Origin of the sequence: Paraglaciecola sp. (assembly GCF_039942875.1) — a bacterium.
GTDB lineage: Bacteria > Pseudomonadota > Gammaproteobacteria > Enterobacterales > Alteromonadaceae > Paraglaciecola.
Genome location: NZ_JBDVBQ010000053.1, coordinates 25,471 through 37,115, shown reverse-complemented (window position 1 = coordinate 37,115; position 11,645 = coordinate 25,471). Strand labels below are relative to the sequence as shown.

The following is an 11,645-nucleotide window of genomic DNA, read 5'->3' as shown; positions in this document are numbered from 1 at the left end:
TATGTCTTTAGCGATTGTTTACTCTCGTGCAACTGTGGGCATAGATGCGCCACTGGTTACGGTAGAGGTACATTTAGCCAATGGGCTGCCCTGCTTTAACTTAGTTGGCTTACCAGAAGCATCGGTTCGCGAAGCTAAAGACAGAGTGCGCAGTGCGCTTATTAACTCTGGTTTTGAATTCCCCGCTAAACGTATAACTGTGAATTTAGCCCCCGCCGACTTACCTAAAGAGGGAGCCCGATTCGATTTAGCCATCGCCATTGGTATTATTGCCGCAAGCAGCCAATTACCCGAACACTCATTGCAAAACATAGAGCTGGCTGGTGAATTAGCATTATCAGGTGAAATTCGCTCTATTAAAGGCGCGCTACCTTTCACTTATGCTTGTCATAAAGCAGGAAGAGCCGTGGTACTGCCCGCAGAAAATGCCGCAGAAGCGTCACTCATTGAAGGAGCTCAGATTTTTGCGTCTAATCAATTATTGGATGTATTTCATCATATAGCTGGGCAAAAAAATCTTAATTTTTATCAGCCCGAGTTTACTCAAAAAGAGTCTCAATACGAAAACGACTTACAAGATGTTGTCGGTCAAGCAGCGGGTAAACGGGCCTTAGAAATAGCCGCAGCAGGGGGGCATAATTTACTTTTTACAGGCCCACCAGGCACAGGAAAAACCATGTTAGCTAGCCGTTTAGTTACCATTTTACCGCCCATGTCAGATGAAGAAGCCTTAGCTTCAGCAGCTATTCACTCAATTGTGGGAAAACCTGTAGATCCGGCCACTTGGAAACAAAGAAACTACCGCCATCCACACCACACTAGTTCAGCCGTTGCCTTAGTGGGCGGGGGGAGTGTACCCAGACCAGGTGAAATATCGCTGGCCCACAATGGTGTGCTGTTTTTAGATGAGTTACCTGAATTCGACCGTAAGGTGTTAGATGTACTAAGGGAGCCTTTAGAATCAGGCTCGGTGAGCATTTCAAGGGCGGCTAGGCAGGCGCAGTTTCCGGCGCGTTTTCAATTGGTGGCAGCCATGAACCCCAGCCCAACTGGAAGTTTGCAAGATGGTCGCAGTAGTAGCGACCAAGTATTACGTTATTTAAACCGTATTTCGGGGCCATTTTTAGACCGTATCGACTTACAAGTAGACGTTCCCAAGTTACCTAACAGCGACTTTTCTGAACAAGTTAAATCGAGAGGTGAGAATAGCCAAACCGTACGAAATCGAGTGGTAACAGCCCACCAATTACAGATAAACCAAAGAGGTAAATCTAACGCACAACTTGGCAGTAAAGAAATTGAAAAACATTGTGCCTTAAGCAAAGCAGACCAAGCATTCTTGCATAACGCAGTAGAAAAACTGGGACTATCGTTGCGAACTTACCACAGGGTATTGAAAGTTGCCCGTACCATCGCTGACCTAGCCAACTGCTCGCAAATAGAAAAATCCCACCTAGCAGAAGCCCTAAACTACCGAGCCTTTGACCGCATGTTAGTGCAGTTAACTAATAATTGAGCTTTGGCTCGCTAAGATTTTGCATAACGCTTAAAACTGAGAATGTTGCATGGGTGAAGTATCTAAAAGTTGAGCTAAATTTTTAAGTGCTAAGGTAAATCTAGTCTCTGAATCTATAGCCATAACAGACAAGCGAACTTTATCAATAGGCTTACCATCAGCACAAAAATATGTCGAACTGCTCACCAGTAACCCTTGGTTTTTAGCAGCAAGACAAAAGCTGTCGGCATTCCACTGCCCAGGTAAGGTCAACCATAAGTGATAGCTAGTTACTTGTGCATTCAACTCAAACTGACTCAGGACTTGCTGCGCAATTTTTTGTCGCTTTATCGCAATCGCTTTTTGTTGGTCTGCTAATTTGAATGCTGTCCCTGATTCAATCAAATGGCTGGCTGTTTCAAATAAAAGTGGTGATGGTAACCAAACCATAGCCCTTAAAAAGGCCGCTATCTTTTTAGATTGAGAAACAGGAGAGTTCAAAAAGCCGCAGCGGATCCCCGGGCTTACAGCCTTCGATAGGCTGCTAATATGAAATGTATTCTCTGGAGCAAAATTACTAATAGCTGGTAACGGGGTTTCATTTAAAAAACCGTAAATATCATCTTCGATTAGCCATGCGTTGTATTTTAAAATAGTCGCTGCAATTTGCTTACGACGAAGAGTAGGCATAGTTACAGCGGTGGGATTTTGATGTGACGGAACAACAATAACAAGGGCGGGCTTTTCTTGTTGAAATTGCCGTGCTAAATCATTGGGGCACATCCCACTTTCGTCCATTTGAATGCCTACCACCCTTCTCCCCAAACAGTTGGCTATAGACAAAATGCCGGGGTAGGTTTGTGCTTCAACAGCTATAAGATCATCAGCTTGGGTATAAAGTTGAATGAGTGTAGATAAACCATGCTGTGCACCATTAGTTAAATGCAGTTGCTCAACTTTTGGCATATCTAAACCATATTTTACTGCCCAATACCTGCCTATATCTCTATGTTTTAGTAGCCCAGAATCTTCCGCATACTCGTAAAGTTTTGCATCAAAATCTTGATTAAAACTGTTTTGAAATTCATGGTGCAGCCTTTTTACATTGTGTGACATGCAAGGCTGCAATATGGATAGGTTAAACTCGTTGTCAGCATCACCAGAGCGAATAACTTGGGACAGTGGTTTGTCGTCAAAAACAAAACTGCCTCGCCCCACAAAAGACTCAATCTTTCCCGCTGTAGCTAGGGTTTGATAGGCTTTTGAGACTGTGACCGCTGTAGTATCTAACTCTTGAGCCAACGCCCTATGAGTGGGTAGTTTACTCCCTTTAGCGTATTGCCCTAGGTCAATCCTATTCTCAATAATGTTAGATATTTCTATGTATTTTGGGGGCGTCATGACATCAAATGCTGCAAATAAAAGTTAATGGTAGCGATACCAAAGCATAAATTCAATCAAGATACAAAAACCATCATTGACATATGTCAATATAGAGATTATTTTAAACACAGTTAGGTAAAATACTGTGTTATTAGGCACCAATATAATAAAATCACTAGAAAATAGTTTTTCCACACAATCAAAATGACATAGTTCATTTGTTTTTCAAATGAGTAAAAAAACCAAAAGTAGGCGTATTCATGATCCATAAAGATAATTCACCAGAGCAAAATAATCTAACCGCAGCTTTTATCGGGCTAGGCGCAATGGGCTACCCAATGGCAGGACACCTGCAGACATCTGGTTACCCTACTACTGTGTTTAATCGTTCAGAGTCCAAAGCAAAAAATTGGGCAGACGAACATAATAGTGAGTATGCACTCACACCGCAAAAGGCAGTTTTTAATAAAGATATTGTTTTTATATGTGTTGGAAATGACAAAGACGTGCGTGAAGTGGTTTTAGGCGACAACGGCGCACTTGCAGGTATGAAGCAAGGGGCAATTTTGGTAGACCACACCACTACATCAGCAGAACTTGCAATAGAACTTAAAGCTCGATGCGAAGAAGTAGGCTGTGAGTTTATTGATGCGCCTGTCTCTGGCGGTCAAGCAGGTGCAGAAAACGGCCAACTCACTGTTATGTGTGGAGGTAAAAGTGCCATCTTTGATACTGCTAAACCAATAATGCAAAGCTATGCCAAACAAATGCAATTGATGGGAGAAACAGGCCAAGGCCAACGTACTAAGATGGTTAACCAAATATGTATTGCTGGCGTGCTGTCTGGATTAAGCGAAGCGCTATTGCTCGCCCAAAAAGTTGGCTTAGATATTCCACAACTTGTTGATACCTTGAAACATGGTGCGGCTGGCTCTTGGCAAATGGAAAACAGGCTTGAAACCATGTCTGAAGACAAGTTCGACTTCGGTTTTGCTATTGATTGGATGCACAAAGATTTAAGTATTTGCCTTGAAGAAGCAGCCAAGTATCAACTAGCTCTACCACTTACCACTCAAGTCGATAATCAATACCAAAAGTTACAACAAAACGGAATGGGCCGACTAGATACTTCAGCCTTAGTCAAGTCACTTCAAGCTGACAGAAATACAATTAAATAATAGGCATAAGCATCAATGGAATTATTAAATATAGACCTATCTGTATGGGTACTTGGAGCGCTAATTTTTGCGTGTTTCGTTGCTGGGTTTATCGATAGCGTTGCAGGGGGGGGAGGGCTTATTTTGCTGCCTTCTTTTATTTTAGCTGGTTTACCGCCACAAGTCGCTTTAGGTCAAGGCAAACTAGTCAGTACCTTTGGCACCTTGGCTGCAATCCGCAACTTTGTGAAAAATAAAAAAGTCATTTGGAAGGTGGTGGCAACAGGTATACCTAGTGGATTACTGGGCTCTTATTTTGGGGCTGAAATGATCCTGATGTTCGAACCTGAAGTCGTAGCAAAAATTATCATTGGGCTATTACCATTTGGCATCATGCTGTCACTTCTTCCTAAAAAAAATCATGCAGCACATCTAATAAATGTAACGAAGTTACAAGTTTACCTAATAGTACCAATTATCGTTTTTGTTATAGGGTTTTACGATGGGTTCTTTGGTCCTGGCACAGGTAGTTTTTTAATCCTAGCACTGCATCTTATTTTACGCTTTGATTTAGTTACTGCATCTGCCAACTCTAAACTGTTAAATTTCTCTAGCAACGTGGGAGCGTTAATGGCCTTTATGATAGCCGGAAAAGTACTATACATGCTGGCAATTCCATTAATTATAGCCAACCTCGCCGGTAACCACATCGGTAGTAGCTCGGCCATCAAGCACGGCCCTAAAGTTGTTAAAACAACCTTGAGTGTTTCCATGACTTTACTGATGGGCACTTTAGTCTATAAGTTTATTTTGTAGAAATTATTAAACATAAGGGAGCCTGCTTGTTACTGCTCCAGCGAACGTAGTAAGTGTGTTAATGATTTTTTATGGGTTGCTGTCAATATCCCCTTCCAATTAGAATCTAAGTTTGCAACTTGTTCCTATACTCTTAAGTAATTCAGATTTGTTGTTTAAGCTAACTGGTATAACATTCTTTATGGAGTTTTCTAAATATTTTTACAAGCTCTTCTCTTAAATCCTTATCTATAAATATTCTTTGGAGCTCTTTCACTTGATTCTCAGGGCGCGTTATAACCATAACACCAGGAGCGGTTCCATCAATTTTTACACCATCTCGAAATAAAGATGGCTTAGACCAGCTCATACCTTGCTCAAAATTAAATAATATTGAATATTTCTGCCCATTATTACCATATACCTCAGAGCCTAATAAGCATCGATTACCGTACCATTTTTTACTGAGACATTCTCAATATCAATGATTTCACCATCTAGTTGAAACTTTGTTAAAGTAGCCATAATGTTATCAAAAACAAGTTCATTATAGTCATCTATAAGTTTGTTATGCTTATCATAAAGCTTATTGTATTTATCCACTAAAGAATTGTATTCGTAATTAGAAACTTCTGATGAGGCACTAAAAGTGACTGTCATTAATAGAATTAAAATAAGTGATTTCATAATCGCTCCTATTATTTACATCTCAGTAAATTTAATAAAATAAGCTTAATACCTCACATTTTATTTGTGAGTTAAAGCTTACAATGTATGTAATGAAAGTTATCTAAAAATAATTACGTAACTTAATTCAGTCAACGCAATTAACAAGGCATCCATGTTAATTACTACTTATTAAAAATGGGGTCTAGATAAGCTGCTATTTGACATTTTATCTTTTGATAATAGCCAACTAAAAAAAACAAACTTTCAGGAGTCGTTAGCTGTAACTTGTTTTGTTCCTTAATTTTCTTTGTGCGAGATAATCTTCTTTTCTGTCTTCTTGATATTTTTCAAACGATCGAACAAAGTCTTCAGTCTTTTTAATGGATGTTTGAAATACTGTCGTTCCATCATTCTCAAAGTCTTGATTTAAAAAATGGGTGATAACTCTTAAGTCATCAGCAACAAAACTAAAGGGGAGAAACCTTTTGTCTTGGTCAATTAAATCAAAATTTTCTTGGCTTAACTTAAAAGTAAAATCGAGTTCAAGGCTTCCACTTTTTGACTCCAGTAAGGCCAACTTACCTTCTACTTCCTCATTAAATTCGATTAACGTTTCTAACTCAGCATCAACGTCTTCAAAAACAGGTAATAATAAGTTCGATAATAACTCTGTCTGTGGCTCATTATTATCTAAAGGCTGCATGATTAAATCGATTTCCGCCCTTGTTTTACCCATACCCTCTTCTAAAGAGGACATGGTTAAAATATCTGACTTTGTTATCTTGCCGCCATTAACCGTTACTTTATTGTAGATATCACCAAGCTCTGTTGTTTGTGCTTCAAGTTTTTCGAGAGCTTGTATTAAAAACGGCATGGCTGACGCTAATTTTCTATGCGATTCAACTTCACTTAACTCTTCGTTTTTAGCAAAACTTGCATCATTAGTCTGCAGGGATGAGGAGTACTCTTTATTTGCCGCTAATAAAGATTGAGAAAAATGATGGTTTAATGTGTTATCAACTTTGTGCGGCAGTGTAGTCCCGTCTTCATTTGATGAAGGAGTCAGCCTCGAAGACTCTGTAACACCCTTGTTGCTCCATAAAGATAGGTATTTAACATTGGTCACTAACATAATGAAGTTCCATTTGCGTTTTATTTCTTCATCTCAGAGCAATAGTTAGGCCATAAGAATTAAACACTTACATGATTTGACCTAAGTGTCTTAATACCAATTATCTACCCCAATATCGAGTGCTACCGCAATATATAAGATAATAAAAACTATTGCTTTAGGAGTAAGCAATCTAAAACTAGAAAACATCGCCCGAATACTAGCGTTAGAAACTACTGGATAACCTGGTAAGACCTAACCTAACTCACCACTTTGTGATTGTTTATATTCGATCCAAGTCGAAATAATATTAATCTCCATGCAGTGACACAAACTTATCTCATCGCTTCACGATTATTGGCAGATAACTTAGCTAGCCTTCTTCAAAACTCCAACGGAGACTAAGCTATTTTCTTTGTGGTACTGGTTTTGCTTAACCGAGATATCAAGGGTGGACTTAATATGCACTTTTACAACCAGTGATGTGTGATTATTAGTATTCGCCTCTTAGTAATAAGTGGCTAAAAATTGCGTTATTTAGAGGATTGAAAATGCTTATTAGCAGTACTTCAACTATGTATCATTTATACCATCAAAAAACACCTGAAGAAGTAGAGGCAGCTAAAGCCCTGCAAGAAAATGTCAAAGTTGCGGCAACATCTGACCCTTTAAGCTCTAATTCAACCGAGGACACCGTAAGCTTTCTATCAAATGCTATGGAAGAGTTGCTCGCAAATAAAATCGGTGTCGATAAGGAAAAATTAGATGAACTCAAACAAGAAATCGCGGCACTCGAAGAGCTAGAAAACCCCACTCAAGAACAAAAAGAACGCTTGGTGATGTTAACCGAAAAATTAGAAAAAATGGTAAAAGAAGCCGCCGAGCGCACCGTGGAGCAAGAAGCTAAACGTACACCAGATAACAAAGTTAAAACATATCAAGATGTTGAAGCGATGACATCGCTGTTATAGCAATAATCTTGAAGCAACTTTTGATGTAGATTAAAGAGCGGTTACCAATGAGTAAAATTCCCACCATGATATTTTTGTTAGCCGTAAACTGGTAATTGTTCCATTTTGTTAGCTAAAACAGCTTTTCTATTATACGTTGTTTTAAATTCAGATATGATTTTGAAACCATATTTTTGATATAACTTTATAGCCGGGTGATTAGATGCAGCTACATAAAGTGTTGCCGTACCTATTATATTAGAAAGCATAAATTCTAAAAGGGAAACACCAATGCCTTTTCCGCGATAATTAGGGTGCACAAACAATGCACGTATTTCTGAGCCAGAATACGCACAAAACCCAACTGCATATTTAGTACCGTATACATAAATATCAGATTCATAAATTTGAGCTAAACGTATTTCATCTTTGTCTAAAGATAACAACTCAAAATTGGTGCTCTCATACTTCAACTCATCCAATTTAGACATTGAATAAATTTCTAGGAGTTGATTGTAATCACTTTTTGAATATTTGCGTATGTTCATTGAGTACACCGTACGGATAACGTTTAGCCCACCGAAAAAATGCGAGCGCAGCGAGTAATTTTTCTGAGTGATAGCACTTGTTATAGCACTCTTGATGCCATCGGGTGATTTCGTTTTAATTGAAGTAAATCCCATAAGTTACCGTAAAGATCTTCAAACACTGCTACAGTGCCGTAATCCTGCTCTTTAGGCTCTCTAATAAACTTTATACCTTCAGATAACATACGATTATAATCACGCCAAAAATCATCAGTATTTAAGAATAAGAACACTCGACCGCCAGCTTGATTTCCCACAAAGTCATTTTGCTCAGGCTTAGATGCACGAGCCAATAATAGTGTTACGCCATTAGAACCAGGAGGTGAAACTACAACCCAACGTTTATCTTGTTCTGGTTGGTAAATGTCTTCAACAAGCTCAAACTTAAGTTTGTTTACATAAAAATCAATTGCCTCATCATAGTCTTTAACGACTATAGCAATGTGTACTATGGATTGTTTCAACTCATCTATCCTCGAATTAAATGCTAGTGTAACTCGGCGCTAAAACTACTTAATATGAGGCAACTTGCCTCTTTTTACCTTTACATTATTTGTACCAAATTTAGCCAGCCACTGCCAAACATCAGGGTACAACATATCTGTTAATTTTTAGATTTCACGAAAACAGGCAAATTGCGTCTTTTTCTGACTTCGGAGGCAAACCGACAGGGCAGCATAAAAAACAGCGACAGAGAAGAATGGAATGAACGCTAATTGCAATAGCGTTAACAAGAAATACCTCTTTCGAATCGATAGAATCAGTTACCTTGATTAACTATAAACTTTAATGTCTGCAATTGGCATTTTATCAGTATCAGCTTTAATCAGAGAGGTTAACTGTAAGTTACTCTCTCAATTATGAGTTAACATTTTTTATACCCAAAATATGCGAAGCCTTTAGCAATTAAACAAAGCCTGAATCGCCGGCTCATTCGCTCTGGCTTGCAAACAACACAAGCCCAACTGATAAGGCTCAATATCATCTAACAATATACGATTCACTCTTTGTCCAACAGTCGAATGGTCTAGCACTATCTGCGGCACAATTGCTAACCCACAACCTAATGCTACCATGCTGACAATGGCTTCGTTGCCTGCAACTTTGGCATATACCCTTGGCCTTATACCTTGTTCGGTAAACCAATGATGCACTATGCGTTTTGATGGGCCAGACTCAGGGAGGATCATCGAGTGTTTGCGCCAATCAACTTGATAAAGACGAGACAACTGTAAGTCTTTCGCCGCAATCAATATCAGGGGTACTTCGTCTAAAGGTAAAAACTTAAGCTCTTTGGGGAAGTCAGGGGTATGAATGGCGATTGAAGCATCGACTTCTTGCTGCATCACTTTACTGGCCGACCATGCTGGATCGCCTGTACTTAACTTGATTTCGACCTGAGGATATTTGTGTCTGAAACTATCTAACAAATTAGGTAAATGGCTTTGACTGGCAGTGACCGAACAAAATAAACTGAGCTCACCTTGCAGTTGTTGGTGATCTTGTTGTAATTCACCTTTAACTTTTTTCCATTCTGTAAGGGTTTGTTGTGTAAAACCCAACAACTTAGACCCCGCGGCAGTGAGTTTCACTTTACGGTTGTCTCTTACAAACAACGGGGTACCGCACTCTTCTTCGAGCCTTTGTATTGTGCGGCTCAAGGTTGAAGGACTAACAAATAAAGCTTCTGCAGTTTTACTAAAATGTAAACTACTCGCTAAATGCTGAAACAACTCTAAGCTACGAATATCCATACAGACCAACCATGTTGCTAATTATGAAACATAATATTGCAAATATATCATTTTAAACAACAAAGAACATTGTCTATTATCTCGCCATCGTAAATGAAAGACTCATTTACAAAGAAAAGAATAGGATTTAGAAAATGGCAAATTATTTCAATACATTATCGCTACGTCAGCAATTGGACCAAATCGGTCGCTGTCGTTTTATGCAACGTTCAGAGTTCTCTACCGGTTGTGACTTCCTAAAAGGACAAAAAATTGTCATCGTAGGGTGTGGCGCTCAAGGTTTAAACCAAGGTTTGAACATGCGTGACTCTGGTTTAAACATCTCTTATGCACTTCGCCAAGCTGCAATTGATGAAAAACGTGATTCATTCCAACGTGCTAGCGATAATGGTTTTACTGTTGGTACTTACCAAGAGCTTATTCCAACAGCTGACATCGTTTATAACCTTACACCAGATAAGCAACACTCAAGCGTTGTTGAAGCGGTTATGCCGTTAATGCAACAAGGTGCAACATTAGGTTATTCACACGGCTTCAACATTGTTGAAGAAGGTCAACAGATTCGTTCAGACATTACTGTTGTAATGTGTGCACCTAAATGTCCTGGTACTGAAGTACGTGAAGAATATAAGCGTGGATTTGGTGTACCAACTCTCATCGCTGTTCACCCAGAAAACGATCCTAAAGGTCAAGGTTGGGATATCGCTAAAGCATTAGCTTCTGCTACTGGTGGTGACCGTGCTGGTGTTCTTGAATCTTCATTTGTTGCTGAAGTTAAGTCTGACCTTATGGGTGAGCAAACTATTTTATGTGGTATGCAACAAGTTGCAGCTATCTTAGGCTACGAAAAAATGGTTGCTGACGGTATCGACGCTGGCTATGCAGGTAAACTTATCCAAGACGGTTTAGAAACCATCACCGAAGCACTTAAAATCGGTGGCGTAACGAACATGATGGACCGTCTATCTAACCCTTCAAAAATCAAAGCGTTTGAATTAGCTGACGAATTAAAAGTATTGTTAGGTGACTTATTTGGTAAGCACCAAGATGACATTATAAGCGGTGAATTTTCTCGCACTATGATGGAAGACTGGGCTAACGGCGATGCTAATTTACTTAAATGGCGTGAAGAAACTGGCGAGACCGGTTTTGAAAATGCCCCTGAGTTTGCTGGCACTATCGACGAGCAAGAATACTTCGACCACGGTGTTTTCTTAGTCGCCATGATCAAAGCCGGTGTTGAACTAGCATTTGACGTAATGGTTGAAGCTGGAATTTTACCAGAGTCTGCATATTACGAATCACTTCACGAAACTCCGCTTATTTCTAACACAATCGCACGTAAGCGTTTGTACGAAATGAATGTAGTTATCTCTGATACAGCCGAATACGGTAACTATTTATTCGCTAACGCTGCAGTGCCAATTTTACGCGAGAAACTCATGCCAAATATTGGTACTGATTTAATCGGTAAAGCATACACAACTGCAACAAACAGCGTAGACAACAAAAAATTAGTTGATATCAATAAAGAAATCCGTGAAAGCGGCGTTGAAACAATAGGCGCAACGTTACGTGGTTACATGACTGATATGAAAACAATTGTTGAGTCAGCATAGGATTTATCTGACTTAACACTGACGATTTCTGTCGTAAAAGTGTTAAAGCCTTTGGCCTAACACTTCCCTGTTGCCCAACCTTATGGTTGGGCTTTTTTATGGGTAAATTAAAAGGTCGTCTTCAT

General features: G+C 39.4%; 12 protein-coding genes. 5 read left to right on the top strand and 7 right to left on the bottom strand.

What is annotated here, in order from left to right; genetic code table 11:
- Position 1: 1 nt before the first annotated feature.
- The gene (locus tag ABJE44_RS18705; RefSeq protein WP_348112003.1) at positions 2-1,516 is read left to right on the top strand and encodes a YifB family Mg chelatase-like AAA ATPase; all 1,515 of its coding nucleotides are present in this window, start codon (positions 2-4) and stop codon (positions 1,514-1,516) included.
- A gap of 30 nt (positions 1,517-1,546) precedes the next feature.
- Here ABJE44_RS18705 and ABJE44_RS18700 read toward each other — a convergent pair whose 3' ends face one another.
- Entirely contained in the window at positions 1,547-2,896 is a 1,350-nt protein-coding gene (locus ABJE44_RS18700) for a PLP-dependent aminotransferase family protein (protein ID WP_348112002.1), read from the bottom strand.
- A 242-nt stretch (positions 2,897-3,138) separates the two neighbouring features.
- Between ABJE44_RS18700 and ABJE44_RS18695 the strand changes: the two genes are divergently transcribed.
- Together ABJE44_RS18695 and ABJE44_RS18690 are read left to right on the top strand one after the other, a co-directional pair.
- Complete coding sequence (locus ABJE44_RS18695) at positions 3,139-4,056, top strand: NAD(P)-dependent oxidoreductase (RefSeq protein ID WP_348112001.1); 918 nt, start codon at positions 3,139-3,141, stop codon at positions 4,054-4,056.
- Between the two features lie 15 nt (positions 4,057-4,071).
- The gene (locus ABJE44_RS18690) at positions 4,072-4,851 is read left to right on the top strand and encodes a TSUP family transporter (protein ID WP_348112000.1); all 780 of its coding nucleotides are present in this window, start codon (positions 4,072-4,074) and stop codon (positions 4,849-4,851) included.
- A gap of 160 nt (positions 4,852-5,011) precedes the next feature.
- Here the strand turns inward: ABJE44_RS18690 and ABJE44_RS18685 are convergent, their stop codons facing one another.
- The 3 genes from ABJE44_RS18685 to ABJE44_RS18675 form a co-directional block, all read right to left on the bottom strand.
- The gene (locus ABJE44_RS18685; RefSeq protein WP_348111999.1) at positions 5,012-5,200 is read right to left on the bottom strand and encodes a hypothetical protein; all 189 of its coding nucleotides are present in this window, start codon (positions 5,198-5,200) and stop codon (positions 5,012-5,014) included.
- A 62-nt stretch (positions 5,201-5,262) separates the two neighbouring features.
- On the bottom strand, positions 5,263-5,517 hold the full coding sequence (locus ABJE44_RS18680; RefSeq protein WP_348111998.1) for a hypothetical protein: 255 nt from the start codon (positions 5,515-5,517) through the stop codon (positions 5,263-5,265).
- 256 nt (positions 5,518-5,773) lie between these two features.
- Positions 5,774-6,631, bottom strand: a complete 858-nt coding sequence (locus ABJE44_RS18675) for a hypothetical protein (protein ID WP_348111997.1) — start codon at positions 6,629-6,631, stop codon at positions 5,774-5,776.
- Positions 6,632-7,161: 530 nt separating this feature from the next.
- On the opposite strand from ABJE44_RS18675, the gene ABJE44_RS18670 reads away from it, so the two are divergent.
- Positions 7,162-7,581, top strand: a complete 420-nt coding sequence (locus ABJE44_RS18670) for a hypothetical protein (protein ID WP_348111996.1) — start codon at positions 7,162-7,164, stop codon at positions 7,579-7,581.
- A gap of 77 nt (positions 7,582-7,658) precedes the next feature.
- Here the strand turns inward: ABJE44_RS18670 and ABJE44_RS18665 are convergent, their stop codons facing one another.
- The 3 genes from ABJE44_RS18665 to ilvY all read right to left on the bottom strand — a co-directional run bounded on the left by ABJE44_RS18665 (position 7,659) and on the right by ilvY (position 9,901).
- On the bottom strand, positions 7,659-8,108 hold the full coding sequence (locus ABJE44_RS18665; RefSeq protein WP_348111995.1) for an N-acetyltransferase: 450 nt from the start codon (positions 8,106-8,108) through the stop codon (positions 7,659-7,661).
- A gap of 80 nt (positions 8,109-8,188) precedes the next feature.
- Complete coding sequence (locus ABJE44_RS18660; protein ID WP_348111994.1) at positions 8,189-8,611, bottom strand: VOC family protein; 423 nt, start codon at positions 8,609-8,611, stop codon at positions 8,189-8,191.
- Positions 8,612-9,046: 435 nt separating this feature from the next.
- The gene (ilvY, locus tag ABJE44_RS18655) at positions 9,047-9,901 is read right to left on the bottom strand and encodes an HTH-type transcriptional activator IlvY (RefSeq protein ID WP_348111993.1); all 855 of its coding nucleotides are present in this window, start codon (positions 9,899-9,901) and stop codon (positions 9,047-9,049) included.
- A gap of 134 nt (positions 9,902-10,035) precedes the next feature.
- Between ilvY and ilvC the strand changes: the two genes are divergently transcribed.
- The gene (ilvC, locus tag ABJE44_RS18650; protein ID WP_348111992.1) at positions 10,036-11,520 is read left to right on the top strand and encodes a ketol-acid reductoisomerase; all 1,485 of its coding nucleotides are present in this window, start codon (positions 10,036-10,038) and stop codon (positions 11,518-11,520) included.
- Positions 11,521-11,645: the final 125 nt, after the last annotated feature.